The 20,762-nt window shown below is 72.2% G+C and carries 22 protein-coding genes; 10 read left to right on the top strand and 12 right to left on the bottom strand.

Features of this window, described 5'->3' with window-relative positions; genetic code table 11:
- The 3 genes from ACQP00_RS10120 (at position 1) to ACQP00_RS10110 (ending at position 4,919) form a co-directional block, all read left to right on the top strand.
- Positions 1 to 1,110 carry a DUF58 domain-containing protein gene (locus ACQP00_RS10120; protein WP_433217599.1) on the top strand — a complete coding sequence of 370 codons (1,110 nt, stop codon included), beginning with the start codon at positions 1 to 3 and terminating at the stop codon, positions 1,108 to 1,110.
- Positions 1,104 to 3,344 carry a DUF3488 and transglutaminase-like domain-containing protein gene (locus ACQP00_RS10115; protein WP_433217597.1) on the top strand — a complete coding sequence of 747 codons (2,241 nt, stop codon included), beginning with the start codon at positions 1,104 to 1,106 and terminating at the stop codon, positions 3,342 to 3,344. The genes ACQP00_RS10120 and ACQP00_RS10115 overlap by 7 nt, the downstream gene beginning before the upstream one ends.
- Positions 3,345 to 4,025: 681 nt before the next feature.
- On the top strand, positions 4,026 to 4,919 hold the full coding sequence (locus ACQP00_RS10110) for a DUF72 domain-containing protein (protein ID WP_433217595.1): 894 nt from the start codon (positions 4,026 to 4,028) through the stop codon (positions 4,917 to 4,919).
- Positions 4,920 to 4,925: 6 nt separating this feature from the next.
- On the opposite strand, the gene pth2 is transcribed toward ACQP00_RS10110, so the two are convergent.
- From pth2 to ACQP00_RS10090, 4 genes are all read right to left on the bottom strand, one after another.
- Positions 4,926 to 5,276, bottom strand: coding sequence for a peptidyl-tRNA hydrolase Pth2 (gene pth2, locus ACQP00_RS10105; protein ID WP_433217593.1), 351 nt, complete (start codon positions 5,274 to 5,276; stop codon positions 4,926 to 4,928).
- Positions 5,273 to 6,088: a metal-dependent hydrolase gene (locus tag ACQP00_RS10100; protein WP_433217591.1), complete on the bottom strand. Its 816-nt coding sequence runs from the start codon at positions 6,086 to 6,088 to the stop codon at positions 5,273 to 5,275. The genes pth2 and ACQP00_RS10100 overlap by 4 nt, the downstream gene beginning before the upstream one ends.
- Before the next feature lie 43 nt (positions 6,089 to 6,131).
- A complete protein-coding gene (locus ACQP00_RS10095; RefSeq protein ID WP_433217589.1) occupies positions 6,132 to 6,764 on the bottom strand; it encodes an SDR family NAD(P)-dependent oxidoreductase in 633 nt (210 codons plus the stop codon).
- 75 nt (positions 6,765 to 6,839) lie between these two features.
- The gene (locus tag ACQP00_RS10090) at positions 6,840 to 7,364 is read right to left on the bottom strand and encodes a DUF1707 SHOCT-like domain-containing protein (protein ID WP_433217587.1); all 525 of its coding nucleotides are present in this window, start codon (positions 7,362 to 7,364) and stop codon (positions 6,840 to 6,842) included.
- Positions 7,365 to 7,553: 189 nt separating this feature from the next.
- Here ACQP00_RS10090 and ACQP00_RS10085 point away from each other — a divergent pair, with 189 nt between their 5' ends.
- Both ACQP00_RS10085 and ACQP00_RS10080 read left to right on the top strand, forming a co-directional pair.
- A complete protein-coding gene (locus ACQP00_RS10085) occupies positions 7,554 to 8,801 on the top strand; it encodes a sensor histidine kinase (RefSeq protein ID WP_433217585.1) in 1,248 nt (415 codons plus the stop codon).
- Positions 8,798 to 9,463 (top strand): response regulator transcription factor, encoded by a 666-nt coding sequence (locus tag ACQP00_RS10080; RefSeq protein ID WP_433217583.1) that lies wholly within the window; start codon positions 8,798 to 8,800, stop codon positions 9,461 to 9,463. The genes ACQP00_RS10085 and ACQP00_RS10080 overlap by 4 nt, the downstream gene beginning before the upstream one ends.
- 138 nt (positions 9,464 to 9,601) lie before the next feature.
- Here ACQP00_RS10080 and ACQP00_RS10075 read toward each other — a convergent pair whose 3' ends face one another.
- Both ACQP00_RS10075 and ACQP00_RS10070 read right to left on the bottom strand, forming a co-directional pair.
- A complete protein-coding gene (locus tag ACQP00_RS10075; RefSeq protein WP_433217581.1) occupies positions 9,602 to 11,026 on the bottom strand; it encodes a GH1 family beta-glucosidase in 1,425 nt (474 codons plus the stop codon).
- 127 nt (positions 11,027 to 11,153) lie between these two features.
- On the bottom strand, positions 11,154 to 11,360 hold the full coding sequence (locus tag ACQP00_RS10070) for a hypothetical protein (protein ID WP_433217579.1): 207 nt from the start codon (positions 11,358 to 11,360) through the stop codon (positions 11,154 to 11,156).
- Between the two features lie 149 nt (positions 11,361 to 11,509).
- Here ACQP00_RS10070 and ACQP00_RS10065 point away from each other — a divergent pair, with 149 nt between their 5' ends.
- The 3 genes from ACQP00_RS10065 to ACQP00_RS10055 are packed head-to-tail and all read left to right on the top strand — an operon-like array spanning position 11,510 to position 13,895.
- Positions 11,510 to 12,478, top strand: coding sequence for an LLM class F420-dependent oxidoreductase (locus ACQP00_RS10065; RefSeq protein ID WP_433223796.1), 969 nt, complete (start codon positions 11,510 to 11,512; stop codon positions 12,476 to 12,478).
- On the top strand, positions 12,475 to 13,263 hold the full coding sequence (locus tag ACQP00_RS10060; protein ID WP_433217577.1) for an SDR family oxidoreductase: 789 nt from the start codon (positions 12,475 to 12,477) through the stop codon (positions 13,261 to 13,263). Before ACQP00_RS10065 ends, ACQP00_RS10060 begins: the two co-directional genes overlap by 4 nt.
- Positions 13,260 to 13,895, top strand: coding sequence for a nucleoside/nucleotide kinase family protein (locus ACQP00_RS10055; RefSeq protein WP_433217575.1), 636 nt, complete (start codon positions 13,260 to 13,262; stop codon positions 13,893 to 13,895). The genes ACQP00_RS10060 and ACQP00_RS10055 overlap by 4 nt, the downstream gene beginning before the upstream one ends.
- On the opposite strand, the gene ACQP00_RS10050 is transcribed toward ACQP00_RS10055, so the two are convergent.
- The 4 genes from ACQP00_RS10050 to ACQP00_RS10035 form a co-directional block, all read right to left on the bottom strand.
- A complete protein-coding gene (locus tag ACQP00_RS10050; protein ID WP_433217573.1) occupies positions 13,885 to 14,724 on the bottom strand; it encodes an amidohydrolase family protein in 840 nt (279 codons plus the stop codon). The genes ACQP00_RS10055 and ACQP00_RS10050 overlap by 11 nt on opposite strands.
- A 21-nt stretch (positions 14,725 to 14,745) precedes the next feature.
- Positions 14,746 to 15,339, bottom strand: a complete 594-nt coding sequence (locus ACQP00_RS10045) for a permease-like cell division protein FtsX (protein WP_433217571.1) — start codon at positions 15,337 to 15,339, stop codon at positions 14,746 to 14,748.
- Positions 15,332 to 15,820 (bottom strand): RNA polymerase sigma factor, encoded by a 489-nt coding sequence (locus ACQP00_RS10040; RefSeq protein ID WP_433217569.1) that lies wholly within the window; start codon positions 15,818 to 15,820, stop codon positions 15,332 to 15,334. The genes ACQP00_RS10045 and ACQP00_RS10040 overlap by 8 nt, the downstream gene beginning before the upstream one ends.
- 96 nt (positions 15,821 to 15,916) lie before the next feature.
- Positions 15,917 to 17,140, bottom strand: coding sequence for an alginate lyase family protein (locus ACQP00_RS10035; protein WP_433217567.1), 1,224 nt, complete (start codon positions 17,138 to 17,140; stop codon positions 15,917 to 15,919).
- A 178-nt stretch (positions 17,141 to 17,318) separates the two neighbouring features.
- On the opposite strand from ACQP00_RS10035, the gene ACQP00_RS10030 reads away from it, so the two are divergent.
- On the top strand, positions 17,319 to 17,933 hold the full coding sequence (locus tag ACQP00_RS10030) for a hypothetical protein (RefSeq protein WP_433217565.1): 615 nt from the start codon (positions 17,319 to 17,321) through the stop codon (positions 17,931 to 17,933).
- Positions 17,934 to 17,969: 36 nt separating this feature from the next.
- Here ACQP00_RS10030 and ACQP00_RS10025 read toward each other — a convergent pair whose 3' ends face one another.
- Positions 17,970 to 18,080 carry an MFS transporter small subunit gene (locus tag ACQP00_RS10025; protein ID WP_433058147.1) on the bottom strand — a complete coding sequence of 37 codons (111 nt, stop codon included), beginning with the start codon at positions 18,078 to 18,080 and terminating at the stop codon, positions 17,970 to 17,972.
- The gene (locus tag ACQP00_RS10020; RefSeq protein WP_433223794.1) at positions 18,077 to 19,462 is read right to left on the bottom strand and encodes an OFA family MFS transporter; all 1,386 of its coding nucleotides are present in this window, start codon (positions 19,460 to 19,462) and stop codon (positions 18,077 to 18,079) included. Before ACQP00_RS10020 ends, ACQP00_RS10025 begins: the two co-directional genes overlap by 4 nt.
- A gap of 149 nt (positions 19,463 to 19,611) precedes the next feature.
- Here ACQP00_RS10020 and ACQP00_RS10015 point away from each other — a divergent pair, with 149 nt between their 5' ends.
- Complete coding sequence (locus tag ACQP00_RS10015) at positions 19,612 to 20,760, top strand: NAD(P)/FAD-dependent oxidoreductase (RefSeq protein ID WP_433217563.1); 1,149 nt, start codon at positions 19,612 to 19,614, stop codon at positions 20,758 to 20,760.
- The last annotated feature ends 2 nt before the right edge of the window (positions 20,761 to 20,762 follow it).

The following is a 20,762-nucleotide window of genomic DNA, read 5'->3' as shown; positions in this document are numbered from 1 at the left end:
ATGCGTCTCACCGCGCGGGGGGCCGGGCTGAGCCTGGCGACCGTGGTCCTGCTGGCCGTGGGGCTCGTGTTCGGGTACCGCCATCTCGTCGTCCTCGGCACCGCCGGCGCCGCCGCACTGATCTTCGCCGCGGGGTACGTCTGGTGGCGCCCGAGGCTCACCGTCGCCCGCTCGGTCGAGCCGGACCGGGTCATGCGCGGCGAGTCGAGCACCGTCACGCTGCGGGTCGGCAACGCCAGCCGGCTGCGCGGGGCCACGCTCGTCGCGCACGACCGGTGCGGGGCGGTCTCGGTGCCCGTACCGTTGCTGCGTCTGAAGGCCGGTGGCGAGACGACCGCGGACTATCCGGTGCCCACGGCGCGGCGCGGGGTGGTGGCCATCGGGCCGCTGCGGGTGGTGCGGCGCGACCCGCTCGGGCTGCTGGCCCTGGCGCGCGGTTACGGCGGCACGGCCCAGGTGTGGGTCTATCCGCTGGTGCACCGCCTGACCGCGATCCCGACCGGCATCACCCGGTCGCTGGACGGGCGCGACGACAAGGTCCCGCACGGCACGATCACGTTCGACACCCTGCGCGAGTACGTCGTCGGCGACGAGCTGCGCCGCGTGCACTGGCGCACGTCGGCCAAGGTCGGCGAGCTGATGGTGCGCGAGCAGCTGGACACGTCGCTGCCCCGGCTGGCGGTCCTGCTCGACGACCGCCGCACCTCGTACCCGGACCCGGAGCGCTTCGAGTCCGCCTGCGAGGCCGCCGCTTCGCTGGTCATGGCCGCTTTTCACAGCGAGCTGCCGATCGCGCTGCGGCTGCTGTCGGGGCCCTCGGCGGGCGACCGGACCGCGCGGGCGTACCTCGACCTTTTGGCCGAGGCGGAACTCGTGGAGACGGCGGAACATTCCATTGAGGAGCTGCGCACCCAGAGAGTCGGCGACACGCTCATCTACCTGACCGGCGATCCGGACCTGTCGCGGGTCAGCACGCTGCGCACCGCGTACCCGACGCTCGTCGCCGGCGTCTTCGGCGACGCCCGCCCGGCCCTGGAACGGGTCGTCGTCCTGGCCGCGCGCGACGGCGCCGAGTTCGCCGCCGCCTGGGACGGGGTCCAGGCATGGTGAGGCGCGTCTTCGTGCCGGTTGCCTTGCTGGGCATGCTGATCCTGAGCGGCCTGCAGCTCGCGCCGATCTACAACGGCACCCTGCTGCCGCTGCTCACCACGGTCGCCGCGGCCGGGGCCGTGCTGATCAGCGTGGCCGTGCGCAGGCTGCCCGCGTACACCGCCGCGCCCGCCTCCGTGCTGGGCCTGGCCGTGATGGTGTTCGTGACCGTGCGGGTGTCGGCCAAGGCCGGCCAGATCGCCGGCTCGGTGCCGGACGTGGCCCGCGAGGCGCTCGGCAACAGCATCCCCCGCCTGCTCACCGCGCTCATCCCGATCGAGCCGCAGCCGGACACCGTCCTGCTGCCGGTCATCGCCACCTGGCTGGCGGGGCTGGCGGCGGCCGAGGCCGGCGTACGGTACAACCGCGTGCTGTTGTCCTACAGCGCCCCCACGGCGCTGTTCGGCGGTGCGCTCTATCTGGTCGGCCCCGACACCACCGCGGCCCGCGCGACCACGTGGATCCCGCTGGCCTACGCCGCGCTGGCGATCGTCGGCCTGATCGCGAGCGCCCGGCCGGACCTCGGCGGCGACGCGCTGACCGGCGCCCAGCGGCGCACCCTCGGCCTGCGGGTCGGCGGGGGCGCGGCGGCCGGGCTGGCCGTGATCGTACTGTTGTCGCAGTTCCTCGGCCCGGCCGTGGCCGAGCAGGGCAACGCCACCCCGGTCGACCCGCGCAACTACGTCACCCCGCCGCAGCTCGACGCGCTCGACGAGAACCCCCTCGTGCGGCTGTCGGGCTGGAACCTCAACAAGGACCAGCACCTCTTCGACGCGGTCGTCCAGCCCGGCCCGGGCGCGCAGGAGGAGCCGGTCATCCGCCTCGCCGTGCTCAACGACTACGACGGCGTGACCTGGCGGATCGGCTCCGTGTACCGCAACGCCGGCCGCGTCCTGGGCCGCTCCGACGGCGACGGCCCCGAGGTCACCCAGACCATCACCATCGACGAGCTCGACGGCCGGCTCCTGCCCGGCATCGCCACCCCCGAGCGGGTCGAGGGCGTGCGGGTGGCGTACGACGCCGAGACCGGTACCGTCGCGCTGGCCGACAGCCTGCGCAAGGGCCTGACGTACACCGTGACGTCCCGCCAGAAGCCGCTCCCGAACGACCAGGAGCTGCTGGTGGCCGAGGTCCCCACCCCGGAGGAGGCCGCCCGCTTCGTCGCCCTCCCCGGCAAGGTCCCCGACTCGATCGCCCAGCTCTCCACCCATCTCGGCGAGGGCGTCTCCAACCCGTACCAGCGCGCGTTCGCCATCCAGCAGTGGCTGGAGGAACACTACAAACTCGTCGCCGACGCCCCGAGCGGCCACGCGTACCCCAACGTCGAGCACTTCCTCTTCGGCAACAAACAACTCGGCGGCCAGAAGGGCACCTCGGAGCAGTTCACCGCCGCCTTCGCCGTCCTGGCCCGCCTCGCCGGCCTCCCGACCCGCGTGGCTGTGGGCTTCCAGACCCACAAGGGCGCCCCCGCAATCCACGGCGCCGACGCGGTAGCGTGGCCGGAGGTCGAGTTCAAGGGCTTCGGCTGGGTCCCGTTCGACCCCCTGCCCAAGTCCGACACGGTCCAGCGCCCGGTCGAGGACGACTTCAAGCCCAAGGCCCCGCCCTCGCAGCCCCCGCCCCCGTCGGTCCCCCCACCGTCCGTCGACGCCAGCACCCAGCCCTCCCACTCCACCGCGGCGTCGGCAGCGGCCGCCCCGGCCACGGACGGCACCACGACCCTGCTGGCCCTCGCGGCCACTTCGGCGGCAGTGGTCCTCGTGGTGGCTTATTTCGCGTCGGTACCCCTCGTGCTCTCCCGCCGCCGCAAACGTCGCCTGACCGCGGGGCCGCCGTCGATGCGCATCGACGCCGCCTGGAACGAAGTGCTCATCGGCCTGCGCCAGGCGGGCCGCCCCGCCCCACCCCATCTCACGGCGGGCGAGGTCGCCCGATACGCCTCCCAGGCCGCCGAGCCGCGCGCCCACATCCCCGGCCGAGCCCTGCGCCCCGCCGTACCCCCGGTCGACGAGCTGGCAACCCTGGTCAACGCGGTAGCGTTCGCGGGCGCCGCCGGTCCCGGTGAGCCGCAGGCCGAGCGGGCAACGGCGGCGGCCACGGCGTACGTCGACGACCTGCGCGCCCGCCGCCCGTGGTGGCGCCGTCTGTTGTGGACCTTCGACCCCCGCCCCCTCCGCTGGCACCGCAGGCGCTGAGGCAGCAGCCGTGCGCTCCAGAGCCACCAGACGCAACTTCTCGGCGTGCCGCTGCTCAAGTCCCCAATCGCGATGACGCTTGTGTTCTTTCCGGAATGCTTCATTGATCGGGGAGTAATTCCGGCGTCTCGTCGTGTCCCGCATCGCAGCCAATTCGGCCCGGCCAAACAATGACATCTGCCCCACCCAACAATTGTCCCACCAGGCCCTAAGAAGGCCGAACCAAACACCCGAACAATCCAAATACCGCAAATTCCTGAGTTGTACCACCGAATGATGACCACGACGGACCCGGCAGTCCCTCTACGGTCTGGACCACCAACCTTGACCAGAGTCGGACCGGGACCACGCTAACCCTGTGGGCCGCCGCCAGGCGGGCCGAACCATCGGCCGAGGGCACATATGTGGTGACCATCGGGCGGGTGAAAAGCGGTGAGCCGGACCGATGGGCAACCGCAATTGTGCCCTCGGCCGATGGTCCCCGGCCGCTGGCGCGACCGGAATGTATGAGCGTGGTCCCGCAGACGACTTTGGTCACCGTTCGGTGGTCCAGACCGTAATTTGGGAGCCGGATCCGCCGTGGTCATCATTCGGTGGTCCAGGAGAGAGATTGGAGGATAGAGAAATTTCTTGGTCGTGCTCCGGTGGCAGGGACGGCGCTGAGGGCGTCTACTGAATTACATGGGTGTGATTCGGCTCGGCACGGCGTCTTGGGCGGATCGGCAGCTGCTCGCGTCGGGGTGGTACCCGCGCGCGGCGCGCACGGCCGCCCAGCGCCTGGCCTACTACGCGCTCAACTTTGACATCGTCGAGGCCGACACCAGCTACTACGCCATCCCGGCGCCGGAGATGACCGAGGGCTGGGCCAAGGCCACGCCCGACGGCTTCACCTTCGACGTCAAGGCCTTTGCGCTGCTCACCGGGCACCCCACCCGGGCCGGCGCGCTGCCGCCGGACCTGCGACCCGACGGCGCCACCGGGATGCTGCGCCGGTCCGATCTGCCCGCGGAAACCATGGACGAGCTGTGGCGGCGGTTCCATGCCGCGCTGGAGCCGTTGCGCGAGCGGCTCGGCACGGTGTTGTTGCAGTTCCCGCCGTGGCTGGCCGCCGGGGACGCGGCCGTGCGGCGGATCGAGGACACCATCGCCCGGGCCCGTCCGTTGCGGCCCGCCGTTGAGTTGCGGCACGGGTCGTGGTTCGCGGGGCCGCAGCGGTCGCTCGACACGCTGCTCATGTTGCAGCGTGCGGGGGCTTCGTTCGTCGCGGTCGACATGCCGCAGGGGTTTTCCTCGTCGGTACCACCAGTGCTCGCCGTCACCGCCTCCCCCGCCGTCGTGCGGTTTCACGGGCACAGCTCGCACTGGGAGCGGGGGTCCAAAGAGGACAAGTTCCGGTACGCCTACTCGGAGCGCGAGCTCGCGGACTGGGCCGAGCGGCTGCGGATGCTGAGCAAGGACGCCGACGAGGTGCACGTGCTCATGAACACCTGCTGTGCGGGGCAGGCCCAGCGGGACGCGGCGCGGCTCGCCGAGCTGCTGGGCATCGACCCGCCCGGGCTGCGGATGACGGCGTAGGAGCGCTCAGAGCAGGGACAGCGCGCCCGTCACCGGGTGCAGGGCGTCCTGGGTGGCCGGGCCGATCGCGCAGCAGGTGGCGGTGCCGGCGGCGACCTGGGTGCGGCCGGCGTCGTGGATGACCTCGACGGACAGGCCGGCCTCCTCGGCGGCCGCGACGACCAGGCCGAGGGTGTCCTCGTCCGCGACCTTCAGCACGACCTTCGGCTGGCCGGCCCGCCACCAGTCGGCGAAGGCGGCGGTGCGCTGGTTGCGCATGGCCGCGCCGACGGCGGCGTGGGCGGCCTGGGCGGCGATTTTGCCCTTGCCCATGCCGAGGTCGGTGCGCATGACGATGACCAGCCGGGTTTCGCTCACGTGCCCAAGGTTAGGTGAAGGCGGTCGAGCATGATCGGCGCCACGAGGACGGCGGCGGCGAAGACGGCGACGGTCGCAAAGACGGTACGCAGGAAGACGGTCTCGGTCTTGTCGCCCGCGGTGAGGGCGACGCTGTGCGGCAGGCCGAAGCAGCGCCACATGCGGCGGCCGGTCGGGATCGGCCAGAGGATCGGCGAGCCGTGCCGGGTGACCATGTCGCCGAGCAGGTGGATGAGGCCGCCGACGCCGACCGCCACGCCGAGCAGGGGGTAGCCGCGGTCGCCGGGGAGCCGCTCGTACACGGTGAAGGCCGCGCCCGCCGAGGCCAGGGTGACGATGACCCAGCCGGCGCGCTCGGCCCACTTCTCGAACAGGCCGCGCAGGGCCAGGGCGAAGGCGAAGAAGAGCACGCCCATGACGGCCCATTTGCCGTAGGCCTCGCACAGCGCGAGCGTGCCGTAGCCGACGCCCACGTTGAACACGATGGTGTGGGTGAGCGTGCGGTGCCCGTTGCGGCGGGGCGGGTCGTACTTCATGCGGGTCAGGCGGTACACGCCGAGCGAGAGTTTCTCGATGCACTCGGCCAGGAACAGCGAGAACACGCCGAAGGTGTGCGCGACCGTCGCGCCGCCCTGGCGCCGGGTGACGCGGCCGGAGAGGTCGAGGTCGGGCAGCAGGGCACCGCCGGCGCAGATCGCGGTGCCGACGGCGAGTTGCATCGGCGTCTGGTGGAATCCCGCGAGCTGGTCCAGCGCGAGCGATCCCGTCAACCAGACGGCCGCCCCGGACAACGCGTGTGACGATCCCATCATGCGCAGTGACTATCCCAGGTGGACGGTCATTCGTACATAGGATCTACAGTCGCATCAATGTGCCCGCAACGTCGAGTGTCGTTGCCGTCATGCTCGCCGCGGCGTCCGAGGCCAGGTAGAGGGCGGCGAAGGCGGCGTCGTCGACGGTCGTCGCGCGCGGTGTCCAGGACACGACATTCGCCCGCACGCCCTGGTCGGCGAAGAGTCGTGCGTAGTGCTGGGTGAGCGCCGTCACACCGCCGCCGACCGCGTTGGTGGCCGGGTCGGTGCCGACCGGGGCCAGGGTGACGACCGCGCCCGCGCCGGACTCGGCCATCGCCGGTACGAACGCCTGCAGTGCCAGGAACGTCGCCGTCAGTCCACTGTCGACGGTGCGCTGCCAGCCGCCGGTGACCACCGGGCAGGCCAGCACGAACAGCATCTCGGGGGCGCCGAGCTCGCCCAGGACGCTGTGCCGCACCGAGTCCATGGCGGTGGCGTCGCCCGCACCCGCGGCGACGATCCCGACCGCCTCCGCGCCGTTCCAGCGCAGTTCGTCCACGAGGTCGCCGACCGAGAGCTCGTCGCCCCCGACGACCGCGACCCGCGCGCCCCGCTCGGCCAGCAGCCGGCACACCGCCGCCGCGACCCCCTCGGGGCCGCCCAGCACCACCGCGACCCGACCCTTGAGCTCCAACGATGATCCAAACACGACGCCTCACTCCCTCGGTGGACGGCGGGGGCCGCCGCGTGGCGGCGGCCCCCGGTGGTGCTAGCGGCCCCAGCCCTGCTGCCGGTCCGACGCGGCCCCCCACGGTCCGCGTCCCCAGCTGCCCGGGCCCCCCTGCCCGCCGTGGCCGTGGTGGTGATGACCCCACGGCCCGCGGCCGAAGCGCGGCCCGCCGTACGCCCGCCAGCGCGCATGCCTGGCCAGGCTGAACACCATGAAGAAGAGCGGGATCGCCGGCCAGAAGAAGTGCGCGCCCGAGAGCACCCACAACCCGGTCAGCACCGCGGCGACCACGGCGACGAAACCCGCGTGGCCCCACAGGTGCCGGCGGCTGTCCCGCGCGAACTGCTCCTTGGCCTCCGGCGTCTCGTAGATCCCGCGCCGGCCCCCCTCGGGCAGGTCCGCGGTGAGCGGCGGCAGTTCGTCGCGGTACTTCGCCGCGTAGACCTGCGCCAGCCGCTCCTCCCCCTCCTCGAGCGTGAGCCGACCCTCGGTCATGCCGGCCCGCACCATGTTGGCGTACTGTTCGCGCTCCTCGTCCGAGGCGCGCACCCTCTCGCCGGCCATGTTCCCGGCCCCCTTCCGTTGACGGACTCCAGAGTGCCGAACCGGGGCGGGCCGCGCGTCGCACCGGGGACGGCTCGTGCGGTACCCCCGGGGACGCAGCCGGCCGCCCCGTGTACTCCAGCGGGAGTAGTCGCCGCCGCGCCGGGAAGGCGATGCCGCTGGTGAACCGGCTCCACTACCGTTTGACCTGTGAGACACGCGCCCTGGCACAGCGAGCATCGCGCCGCGCGCCTCGAGCGCAAGTTCGAGCGCTTCGAGGAGCGCATCGAGCGGCGGCGCGGGCAGCGCTTCAACGGCCCGCACGCGCTGCCGATCGCCGTGTTCCTCGCGCTCGTGCAGGTCTTCGGCACCCGCGCCGCCGCCTACGGCTCGACCGCGGAGGCCCTGGACCAGGCCGGCTACCTGCTGCTCGTGGCCGGGCCGGCCGCCCTGCTGTTCCGGCGCAAGCTGCCGCTGTTCGCGCTGGCCGGTGCGCTGGCCGCCACCGTGGCCTACTTCGCCCATCCGTACCCCAACGGACCCGGATTCCTCGCCGCGATCGTCGCCGTCTTCGGCGCGCTGTCGGCCGGGTTCCGCTGGCTGACCTGGCTGGCGGTGACGGCGGCGTACACGGTGTACGTGATCCTGGCCCTGCCCCGCACCTCGACCCAGCACCTCGTCGTGGTCGGGGTCTGGTGCCTGATCATCGCGGTGTTCGGGGAGGCGGCGCGGGTGCGCGGGATGCGGTACAGCCAGATGGCCCGCGACCGCGCGCACCAGGAGGCGCTCGCCCGGGCCGAGGAGGAGAAGGCCCGCAAGGAGCAGCAGCGCCGCCAGGCCAGCGACGAGCGCCTGCTCATCGCCCGCGAGCTGCACGACGTCATCGGGCACCACCTGTCCCTGATCAACGTCCAGGCGGGCGTCGGGCTGCACCTCATGGACGAGCAGCCGGAGCAGGCCCGGGTGGCCCTCTCGGCGATCAAGCACGCCAGCGCCGAGGCCCTGCGCGAGACCCGGGCGGTGCTGGCCGGGCTCAACCCGGGCGAGGCGGCCCCGCGCACCCCCGCGCCCGGCCTGCACGACCTGGAGCGGCTGGCCGGCGAGGCCCGCGGCGCCGGCCTGCCGGTCACGCTGGACACGGTCGGCACCCCGAGGACGCTGCCGCCGCAGCTGGACCGCGCGGCGTACCGCATCGTGCAGGAGGCCCTCACCAACGTCCGCCGGCACGCGGGCCCGGAGGCGACGGCCACGGTCATCGTCGCGTACGCGCCCCGCGAGCTCACCCTGACCGTCACCGACGACGGCACCGCCGCCCCGGCCGGTGAGGACGGCAACGGCATCGCCGGCATGCGCCACCGCGCGGCCACGTTCGGCGGCTCGGTCGAGGCCGGCCCGCGCGAGGACGGCGGCTTCGAGGTGCGCGCGACCATCCCCCTCAGCGAGGAAGAGACGACGTGATCAAGGTTCTCCTGGCCGACGACCAGGCGCTGGTCCGGGCCGGCTTCCGGGCCCTGCTCGACGCCCAGTCGGACATCGAGGTGGTCGGCGAGGCAGTGGACGGCGCGGACGCGGTGCGCCAGACCGCCCGTACCCGGCCGGATGTCGTCCTGATGGACATCCGGATGCCGGTGCTGGACGGGCTGGAGGCGACCCGGCAGATCGCCGCCGACGCCGAGCTGTCCGACGTGCGGATCGTCATCCTGACCACGTTCGACCTCGACGAGTACGTCTTCGAGGCGCTGCGGGTCGGCGCCAGCGGCTTCCTGGTCAAGGACACCGAGCCGGTCGACCTGCTGCGCGGGGTGCGCGCGGTCGCGGCCGGCGACGCGCTGCTCTCCCCCGGCGTGACCCGCCGCCTGATCGAGGAGTTCGCCAGCCGCTCCCGCGCCCCGCTCGCCCCGATGTCCCTGGACACCCTGACCGACCGCGAGCGCGAGGTGATGGCCCTGGTCGGCGCCGGACTGTCCAATGAGGACATCGCGGCCAAACTCTTCGTCAGCCCCGCCACGGCGAAAACCCACGTCAGCCGGGCCATGATCAAGCTAGGCGCCCGCGACCGAGCGCAGCTGGTGGTCTTCGCGTACGAGGCCGGACTGGTCAGGCCGGGCTGGCTGGGATGAGTCTGTCGCGGATGGTGTTTCGGGCAGCGGGGTCTACCGTGCGATGTCCTGAACAGCAGTGGGGGAGCTCCGCTCCACCCACACCCCCTCAACACCGCACCGAGTCCTACCGGTGGCAGCACGTCATGGTGGAGCGGTCTAGGCCAGGGCGTTGCGGGCGATCACGTTGCGGTACCAGTCGGCGCTTGCTTTGCGCCGCCTGTCCTTGGTGGCGGGGTCGACGCGGATGAGGCCCCAGCGCTGGGAGTAGCCCTCGGCCCACTCGAAGTTGTCCAGCAGCGACCAGACGTGGAAGCCCTGCAGCCGCACGCCGGCGGCGATCGCCCGGTGCGCGGCGGCGAAGTGGTCGCGCAGGAAGGCGATCCGGTCGTCGTCCTGCACGTCGTTGACGGTCGGCATGCCGTTCTCGGTGATGGTGAGCGGGATGTCGCCGTAGTCGCGCTTGATCCGGGTCAGCAGGTCGAACAGGCCGTCGGGGTAGACCTCCAGCCAGCTCGCCTGGGTCGTCGGGTGCTTGGTGACCCGGCCGCCCTGCGCGGTGACGTGCATAGGGTTGTAGTACTGCACCGCGAGCACGTCCGAGCGCTCGCCGATCAGCGCCGCGTCGCCGTCCTTGACCGCCGCGTGGACCGGCGCATCGGCGGGCTGTCCGGCGAGCCAGCCGTCGGGATACTTCCCGAGCAGCACCGGGTCGAGCCAGCGCCGGTTCTCGTCGAGGTCCACGGCCCTGGCCTGCTCGGCGGCGCCGGGCGAGCCGTCGGCGGGGTAGACCGGCGACAGGTTGAGCGCCGCGCCGATCGTGCCCTTGCGGCCGGTACCGCGGAAGGCCTTCACCGCCAGCCCGTGCCCGAGCAGCAGGTGGTGGCCGGCGACATACGCCGCGCGCCGGTCCTTCTTGCCCGGAGCGTGGATCCCCGTGGTGTACCCGAGGGCGACCACGGTCTTCGGCTCGTTCAGCGTCAGCCAGGCGGGCACCTTGTCGCCCAGCGAGTAGAACATCTGCTGCGCGTAGTCGGCGAACCAGTGCGCACAGTCGCGCTGCTCCCAGCCGCCCTTGTCCTGCAGCGCCTGCGGGGTGTCCCAGTGGAACAGGGTCGCCATCGGGGTGATCCCGCGCTGCAGGAGGCCGTCGACGAGCCGGTGGTAGAAGTCCAGGCCCTTGGCGTTGAGCGCGCCCCGGCCCGCGGGCAGGACCCGCGACCAGGAGATCGAGAACCGGTAGCTCTTGAGGCCCAGGTCCTTCATGAGGTCGAGGTCCTCGTAGACGCGGTGGTAGTGATCGGCGGCCACGTCGCCGGTGTCGCCGCCGCGGGTCCGGCCGGGCAGGTGACTGAACGTGTCCCAGACCGACTTGCCGCGCCCGTCCTCGGCCGCCGCCCCCTCGATCTGGTACGCCGAGGTGGACGCGCCCCACGCGAAGCCCGGCGGGAACACCAGCCCGGTCGCGGGGCCGCCCGGCGCGGCGGATGCGCCCGGTGCGGGCGCGGACGCGGGTGGCTCGGGGGTGCAGCCGGCGACGGCCGCTCCGACGGCGGCGAGGGTGAGCACCTGGCGCCGTCGCATGCCCAGACACGGTAACGGGTGAGCGCCAGCGGGCGGGTTTTGCTGTGCCAGCGGGCGGTTTTTTCTGTGAAATATGACAAACGGCCGCCCCCGGGTGGGGAGCGGCCGTCGCGGAGCGTGAGGGTGATCAGTCGGCGAGCGCGACGATGCCCTGGGCCCAGCGGAAGTACTTGTTGGTGCCCAGGTCACGCACGGTCTTGATGCCGAAGGCGGCCTGCAGCTTCTCGGCGTCGCCGTCGGACACGCCGGCGATCACGGTGACGGGGGCGTCGGCGAGCTCCTGCGCGCTCTTGCCTTCCCATTCCTTCATGAGCTTCTTTTCCAGACCAAGCATGTTGTGCTCCTTCTCTCGATGGAAACCCGCGCCAGGCTACGTCGCGGCCCTACCCACTGCAACGTGAGGGTCCGTGGACGACTGTGCCGTTCTGCTTGCCACATCGGCCGTTTCGCGGAGATGATCGGCTGATGAACAGCCAATGGGGGCTGACGATCCCGTTGACCGGGGTCCCGCTGCCCGATCACGCTGCGTTGCTCGCCGCGCTACCGGATCTCGGGTTCTCGGACGTCTGGTCCTCGGAGGTCGCGGGCACCGATGCGTTCACCCCGCTGGCGCTGGCCTCGGCCTGGTCGCCGCGCCTGCGCCTCGGCACCGCCATCGTCCCCGTATTCACCCGCGGCCCCGGCCTGCTCGCCATGCAGGCGGCCACGCTCGCCGAGGCGGCGCCGGGGCGGTTCGCGCTCGGCATCGGCGCCTCGTCGCCCGTGGTGGTCGGGGACTGGAACGCGGTGGAGTTCGACCGCCCGTTCGAACGCAGCCGCGACGTGCTCCGCTTCCTGCGCGCATCGCTGGCCGGCGAGCTCGTCGACGGGTCCTTCGACACGTTCACCGTCCGGCGGTTCCGGTTGGAGCGCGCACCGGCAGTACCACCGAAGCTTCTGTTGGCTGGTCTTCGTGGCCGCATGCTGCGCCTGGCGGCGGCCGAGGCCGACGGTGCGGTCCTCAACTGGCTCTCGGTGGACGACGTGGCGACCGCGCGGGCCGAACTGACCGGTGCGCCGGCGGACTTCGAGATCGCGGCGCGGATCTTCGTCTGCCCGACCGACGACGCGGCCGAGGCCCGGGCGACGGCGCGGCGGCTGATCGCGGCCTACCTGACGGTGCCCGCCTATGCGGCGTTCCACCGCTGGCTCGGGCGCGGCGACGTGCTCAAGCCGATGTGGGACGCGTGGGCGGCCGGGGATCGCAAGGGCGCGCTGGCCGCGATCCCGGACGAGGTGGTCGATCAGCTGATCGTGCACGGTTCGCCGGCCGCCTGCCGCGAGCATGTGGCGCGGTACGCGGCCGCGGGGGTCACGACGCCCGTGATCGCGCTGCTGCCGACGCGGGAGCTCGTCGCCGGAGGCGCACCGGTGTTGCTGGAGACGTTGCGAGGATTGGGGATGCGGTCGTGAAGCTGGACGGGAAGGTCGTCGTGATCACCGGGGCGGCCGGCGGGATCGGGGCCGCGCTGGCCCGGCGGTTCGCCGCGGAGAAGGCGGCCGCGCTGGTGCTCGCCGACCTCGACGGGGCGGCCGCGTCCGAGCTCGCGGCGTCCCTGCCGGGCGAGGCGATCGGCGTCGAGGCCGACGTCACCCACGAGGAGCAGGTCGCCGAGCTGGTCGAGGAGACCCTCGAACGCTTCGACCGCATCGACCTCTTCTGCGCGAACGCCGGCATCACCACCGGCGCGGGCCTCGAGGCATCCGCCGAGACCTGGGCGCGCACGTGGGGTGTCAACGTGCTGTCCCATGTGTACTCCGCGCGCGCCGTCCTCCCCTCGATGCTCGAACGGGGCTCGGGGTACCTGCTGCACACGTGCTCAGCGGCCGGACTGCTCACGGCGGTCGGCGACGCACCGTACGCGGTGACCAAGCACGCGGCCGTCTCGTTCGCGGAGTGGCTGTCCATCACCTACGGCAGCCAGGGCGTGAAGGTCAGCGCCCTGTGCCCGCAAGGCGTCGACACCCCGATGCTGCGCGACGGGCTGGCGGAGGGCCACATCGGCGCCAAGGTGACCGCGGCCGGCGGGGCGGTGCTGTCGGCCGAGTCGGTCGCCGACGCGGTCGTGGCCGGCCTGGACGCGGAGAAGTTCCTGATCCTGCCGCACCCCGAGGTGGCCAAGTACTACCTGCACCGCGCCACCGACACCGACCGCTGGCTGGCCGGCATGCGCAACCTGCGCGACAACCTGGCATGAGGCCGCCCGACGTGCTCCAGCCGGCCCTGGACGTGGTCGTGCCGTTCGTCCGCGCCCGCCAGGGCCGCACCGTCGTCGGCATCTGCGGCCCGCCCGCGGCCGGGAAGTCCACGCTGTCGACGGCCCTGTCGGACGCCCTGAACGTCCACGATGGACTGTCGAGCACGGCGGTGCCGATGGACGGCTTCCACCTGTCCAATGTGGAGCTTGACCGGCTGGGCCTGGCCGACCGCAAGGGCGCCCCGGAGACGTTCGACGCGGCGGGCTTCGTGCATCTGCTACGCCGCCTCCGCGCGGGCGAAGACCTGGTGTACGCGCCGGCCTACAGCCGCACCCTGCACGAGTCGATCGGCGGCGTGATCCCGATCCCGGCCGGCGTCCGGGTGATCGTGGTGGAGGGCAACTACCTGCTGCTGGACCACGGCCCGTGGGCGTCGGTGCGCGGGCTGATCGACCTGGTGCTGTACCTGGACGCGCCGGACTCGGTGCGCCAGGACTCGCTCGTGCGCCGCCAGCTGGCCAAGGGCCTCGACCTGCCGGACGCGCGGGACTGGGTGTTCCGCAGCGACGAGCGCAACGCCGCCGTCATCGCCGGCACCCGGGACCGCGCCGACCTGATCCTCACTCGCTGACGCCGGCGCCGAACAGGCGTGCGGCGTTGTCCCAGCACACGGACTGCAGCCACTCCTCGCCGAGGTCGAGCCGCTCCAGCGACTCCAGCTGGTGCTCGTACGGGTAGGGGATGTTCGGAAAGTCGCTCCCCAGCAGCACCCGCCCGGCCAGCCCGAGCGTCCTGATCCGCGGCAGCAGGCCGGCGGCCGGCGAGCCGAAGAAGTCGGTGAACACCATCGTCGTGTCCAGGTACACGTCCCGGTGCTCCTCGGCCAGGTCCAGGAAGCCGTCGTACTCCGGCGCGCCCATGTGGGCGACGATCGCCACGAGCCCCGGGTGGCGCCGCAGCACCTCGCCGAACGGTCCCGGGCCGGTGAACCCGTTCGCGACCGGGCCCGATCCGGCGTGCACGACCACCGGCACGCGCGCCGCGGCGAGCCGGCCCCAGACCGGGTCGAGGGCCGGGTCGCGCGGGTCGTAGCCGCCGACCTGCAGGTGCACCTTGAAGATCCGCGCGCCGCGGGCGAGGACGTCCGCCACGTAGCCGAGCACGCCCGGCTCGGGGAAGAACGTGGCGCTGGGCAGGCACCCGGGCGTGCGCTCGGCGAAGTCCATCGTCCACGCGTTGAGGTCCGCCGCCATCCCGGGCCGGTGCGCGTACGCCAGCGCGGAGAAGTGCCGCACCCCGAACCCGCGCAGCGTCGCCACGCGCTCCTCGTCCGACCCCCGGTAGCGGATCGGCCACTGCCGCCCGACGAGCGGGCCGGCCTCGTCGAAGTACGCCCAGACCTTCCGCATCATCCGCGGCGGCAGGAAGTGCGTGTGCACGTCGAACAGCGCTCGCGTCACGGCTCGAAGTCTAGGCCGCGTTCAGTTCGTCGGCTGGGGCTCCCAGCTCGACGGCGTGCCGGCGGGTTCCACCGGCTTGTCGAGCGGCACGCACGAGCACCAGATCCCTTCCGAGTACGGCGCCAGCCGGTCCTCCACCTCCGGGAAGTCACCGCCGCACCGCAGCGTGAAGTCCCACCCCGCCGTGAACAACGACGGATCGGTCGCCGCGATGAGTTCCGGCGCATCGCTGTACGCCACTCGGAAGCGTTCCCAGGCCGCCGTCTCCGACACGTAGCTGTACGACGTGACGGCGGACGAGCCCGCGAGCGCCGCGCGCAGCTGATCCTCCTGCGTTTCCGTCGCACCCTTCGGCAGGAACACGCGTCCCTGCGCCGGCACGCAGGCCGGAGCGGCCGGGCCCACCCCCGTCACCGGGCCGCCGATGAGCCAGATCGCGCCGACGGCGGCGAGGAGCGTTGCGGTACCAGCGGAAAGGCCGGCGAGCCGACGACGCCGTGCGGCGGCCGGAATCCCCGCGGCACCGGGCGGTCGCAGCGCGGACTGTGCGTCGTCGCCCAGCTCGCCGAGGGCGGCGCGGAGGCGCTCGTCGAGGTGCTCGTCGAACTCAGGCATGATCGTCCCCCTCGGCGTCGGTCAGGTGTTCGGCCAGGGCGATCCGCGCCCGGTACAGCCAGGTCCGCACCGCCCCCGGGCGCACGCGGCAGAGCTCGGCGATCTCGGCGACGGGCAGGCCGGCCAGGTAGAAGAGCACGACGGCCCGCCGCTGGTCGGGCGGGAGCGTCGCGAGGGCGCGTTCGAGCGCCACGCGTTCGGGCCCGGGGCCGGCGACCACCGGTTCGGCCCGCTGCCCGCGCCAGTGCCGCAGCGCGACGCGGGCCCGGCGGATGCGGCTCGTGGCGAGGTTCCAGGCCACCCGGCGCACCCAGGCGGCCGGGTCGTCGTAGCGCGCGATGCGGCCCCAGCGCACCCAGGCCCGTACGAAGGCCTCCTGGGTGACCTCCTGCGCCTCCTCGGCACTGCCGAGGTACACCGCGAGCTGCCCCGCGATCGGCGCGAACGAGGCGGTGTAGCACTCCGCGAAATCGGGCGGCATGCCCCTCCCGGCGACAGCCGGCGGCGGAACACCGTCGAGCGTGTGGATCGTCGTCATACCATCTACACGCCCGACGGCGGCCGGGTGTCACACCGCTCAGGCGGGGTTGTTCGCGTGGGTCAGCGTCTCCCACGCCACGAACAGGTTGTTGCTACCGGCCGGCCGCGACTGCTCGGTCAGCCGCTGGCTGTTCGTCATCGCGATGCCCATCCGATTGTGCAGCGCGTTGAAGGCGACCTCGGTCACCGGCCCCAGCCCGAGGTTCAGCTTGCCGCCGCAGAGCCAGCCCGGCACGCCTTCCCCCAGTTGGTACTTGCTGTGGAACCCGAGCGCGTGCCGGAGCCGGTCGGCGATCTCCGGGTACACGTCCTGCCCCTGGATGCGTGTCGTCTCCGCGATGTGCGAGATCGCGGAGATGCCGTATCCGGTGTGCGTGAAGTCGCGGCACGTCTCCTGCGCGATACCGTCGGCGAACGTGCTCTGGCCCTGCCAGTACCCGATGATCTCGGACTTGGTGTCGATCGACCCGATGCCCTTGGGGTAGGCGCCGTCCGTGGCCAGGTAGAGGTACGCGGGAACGCGGGCCCGGAACTTCGCCATCGCCTTGTCCCAGCTCGTGCGGTCCTCGAGGAACACCGAGATCCCGATCGCCGCCTCCATCATGGACAGCTCCCAGTTCCCGTTGCTGCTGCTGCCGCCGATCACCTTCGGCAGATACACCGTGCGCAACATGGTCGCGAACCGTGCCTGATTCGGCCAATTCCCATAGGTGTACCGGATGATCTCCGCCGCCCGCGGCCAGGACGACCCGGCCCAGCCCGTCTGCAGCGGGGCGTTGCTGTTCGTGTGATCCTTGATCGTCGCCGACCACGCGTCCATGATCGCCACAGCCTTGGCCGCGTACCGGCTGTCCCGCGTCACGAACCACGCCAGCGCCAGCGTGTAGGCGGCGATCGCGTCCTCGCGCTCGTCGGTGCAGCCGTTGTTCGGGTTCGAGTACGAGCCGCACTCGACGGTCGCCCGGGGCTTGGGCGTGCGCGACAGCGAGGCGTACTTCGAGGCCATCATCTGGTCGTACGCCGACTTCCACGGCTGCGCGCCGGCCTGCACCTTGCCGCGCATGAAGTCGAGCTGCGCCTGGCTGACCAGCACGCCCGGATGCGCGAAGGCCACCGGCGCGGCGGCCGCCTGTGGTGCGGCGACAGCGGCCGTCTCGGGCGCGCGGCCGGACGATGACGCGGCGGACGCGTACGTGGCGCCGGCCACCGCTATGGCGACCGCCAGCCCGGCCGCGCCGAGCAGAACGAGCCGTCGTGACATGGAGCCTCCCGGGGGTGTCACATCTGTTAGGCAGTCTGCCTAACGCGTCGCGACCAGCCCCGGGAAGCCAACACATCGAAACTTAAGAGTCCGTTCGGGCGTCGATGAGGTTGTGCGGGGAAAGTGTCGTACCCGAGGTCCAGCGTTTGGGCCATGGCGGAACAGGCATCATGGGTCGGTGACCAACGAGACGCGACGTTCGCTTCATGGCCTGGGCGAGCTGGTCCTGGCCGGCCCGCAGTATCGCGCCAGCGGCACCATCCGGCTGCGGATCGTCAACGGCGGGTTCGCCACCGTGGCCGCGCCGGACCTGGGCGTGACCGCGACTGAGCTCGTGCTCGGCCCGGGCCGGTGCGTGCCCCTGGCCGGCCGCACACTCGGCGAGCTGGCCTCCATAGCGGGCGTCGACATCGGCGCGCCCGCGGGCCTGTACCCGGACGGCTCCGGCGCGACCGCCGACGACCGCGTGGTGCTCGACGACGCCGAACAGATCCTGGCCGCCTTCACCCAGGGCGATGCGGCGCTGCGGTCCCTGAGCGCCGACGTCACGCCAGTCCTCTGGCCGGAGCACTTCGACCTGGGCATCTCGCTCGACGAGGTGAACTTCGGGGTGTCGGCGGGCGACTCGACGATCGACGAACCGTACGCGTACGTCGGCCCCTGGCACCCCCGCACCGGCGACTTCTGGAACGTGCCGTTCGGCGCCGCCCACCCGGTCCGGGAGCTGCCCGACCTGCTGGCCTTCTTCGAGGAGGGCCGCCGCCGGGCCGCCGACGCCCCGAAAGCCGACTGAGCGGCGGGGCGCCGGCGGAGCGCGACGAACGGGCTGTCAGTTGAAGAGTTTGGCGGCGGTGATGATGGTTTCGATGACGCCGTAGCCCAGCAGGACGGCCACCAGCGCCCAGCTCACCAGCAGGCGCACCGAGTGGGAGTTGTTCATGACGCCACCTTCTCGGGTTCGGGGGCCGGTTCGTGGTAGCGCTGCGGGACCGGGCGGATGAGCAGGTTCGCGATGAAGCCCACGGCCAGGACGCCGACCATGGTGAACAGGGCCGGCTGGTAGGCCGACGCGGTCAGGGTGCCCGGCTTGCCCTGGGCGTCCAGGAAGCCGTTCACGATCAGGGGACCGGCCACCCCGGCGGCGGACCAGGCGGTCAGGAGGCGGCCGTGGATGGCGCCGACCTGGTACGTGCCGAAGAGGTCGCGCAGGTAGGCGGGGACCGTGGCGAAGCCGCCGCCGTAGAAGGAGAGGATGAAGCCGGCCAGGAGGACGAACAGGGCCGTGGCGGTGTGCCCGACCGAGGCCAGCAGGGCGTAGAGGATCATGCCGACGCCCAGGTAGAGCATGTAGATGGGTTTGCGGCCGATGGCGTCCGAGGTGGCCGACCAGGCGAAGCGGCCGGCCATGTTGAACAGGGAGAGGACGCCGACGAAGCCGGCCGCGGCGGCGACGCTGACGGTGGAGGCGCCGTTGTCGCGGAAGAAGTCCTGGATCATCGGGCTGGCCTGCTCCAGGATGCCGATGCCGGCGGTGACGTTGCAGAACAGCACGATCCACAGCAGCCAGAAGGACCGGGTCCGCAGGGCGTTGGCGGCGCTGACGTTCGCGGTGGTGACCAGCGGCTTCTCGCGGATCGAGGCGGGGTCGAAGCCCGCCGGGCGCCAGCCCTCGCGGGGCACGCGCACGTTGAAGACGCCGAACATCATGATCAGGAAGTAGCCGATGCCCAGCGTGACGAAGAGTAGGACCAGGGCGGAGCCGCCGGCCACGGACTTGGCGTCGGCCGGGTCGTAGCCCGCGTCGTAGAGGGACAGGAGCTGGCGGGAGAGCGGGCTGGCGATCAGCGCGCCGCCGCCGAAGCCCATGATGGCCAGGCCGGTGGCCAGGCCGGGGCGGTCCGGGAACCACTTGATCAGGGTGGACACCGGCGAGATGTACCCGATGCCGAGCCCGATCCCGCCCAGCACGCCGTAGCCGAGGTACACCAGCCACAGCTGCTTGGTGCTGATCCCGAGCGCGGCCACCAGGAAGCCCGCGCCCCAGAAACACGCCGAGACGAACATGGCCTTGCGCGGCCCGTTGCGCTCGACCCAGGTGCCGCCGACCGCGGCCGACAGCCCGAGCATCACGATCGCGATGCTGAAAATGATGCCGATCGCGGTCTGGCTGACGCCGAAATGGGCGATGAGCGAGTTCTTGTACACGCTCGTGGCGTACGCCTGACCGATGCACAGGTGCACGGAGAGCGCCGCCGGCGGGATGAGCCAGCGGCTGTAACCCTCCGGGGCCACCGTGTGCCTGGAGTCCAGAGCCGACAACAGTGACATCGGACACCTCCTTTGGCAGAGCCACAGTCTAGATCGCAGACGGTCTATCTCGCAGCGCAGCTTTCCGCTGATCAGAAAGATGGCCGCCGCAATGACAAGGAGCTGTGATCCAAAGTTGCCCATCCGTGAGGAACAATTGCCCGGTGGATCGAGTGACCGTCTGGGACGACCGGTGCAGCGCGGAGCACCGGGCCCTGCTCGCCCCCGGCCGCCCGCAGGACCTGGACCGCAGCCCCGACGTCCTGGTGGTCGGCGGCGGCGCGATCGGGCTGGCCGCGGCGGTCTTCGCCCGGCGGGCCGGGCTCGGCCGGGTGGTGCTGATCGAGCGCGCCCCGCGCCTGGCCCCGGCCGCGTCCTCGGGCAACGGCGGCGCGATCGCCCCGGACATGCACGAGCACACCGACCCGCCGGAGTTCGTCGCCTTCGGTCGCAGGAGCCGGCAGCTGTACCGCGAACTCGACGACGAATGGCACCGGTCCATCGGCACCTGGCCGACCCGCTGGCTGGACATCCGCCCGGTGGAGTCGATCACCGGGAGCGAGCGACTGCCCGTACTGAACAAGGACGAGCTGCGCGACCTCGAACCGGACGTGCGCATGCCCGACGGCGCCGCCGCGCTGCTGGTCGAGCACCAGCTCGGCGTCGACCCGCTCCGGCTCGCCGCGGCCCTCGCGCGACACGCCGGGCAGGTGGTCACCGGCGTCGCGATGATCGGCGTCTCGGTCCGCGGCGACCGCGTCACGACCGTGCACACCACCGCGGGCGATCTCACCCCCGGCGCGCTGATCGTGGCGACCGGGCTCGTGCCGCCGCCGTGGCACCAGGGCGTGCCACAGCGCTGGATCAAGGGGCACATGCTCGCGATCGCCCCGGGCCCGTGGCGGCTCGGCAGCGTGCTGGCCGGCTCCTACGGCGGCGGCACCCCGCTGCCGGGCGGCGGCATCGTCTGCGGTGGCACGTTCGACGAGGGCGACTCCAGTCCCGAGGTCCGGCCCGAGGTCAGCGACCCGATGGCCAAGGACCTGGCCGTCCTGCTCCCGGCCGCCGCGGAGGCCCGGATCACGCACCGCTGGTGCTGTTTCCGGCCGCAGGTGGAGCGGCGCGCACCAGTCGTGGACCGGCTCCCCGGCGTGACCAACGCCTGGTTCGCCGGCGGCCACTTCACCACCGGGATCATGATGGCCCCGGCCACCGGCGCCGCCCTGGCGGACTGGGTGGGCTCCGGAAGCGCCCCCGACGGCGTCGCCACCTTCACCCTCCCCCAGCCGCCGTATCCAGGGCTGACGCTGTAGAG

It is taken from the genome of Dactylosporangium sp. CS-047395 (assembly GCF_050942185.1).
GTDB lineage: Bacteria > Actinomycetota > Actinomycetes > Mycobacteriales > Micromonosporaceae > Dactylosporangium.
This window is presented reverse-complemented; position numbering and strand designations above follow the sequence as displayed.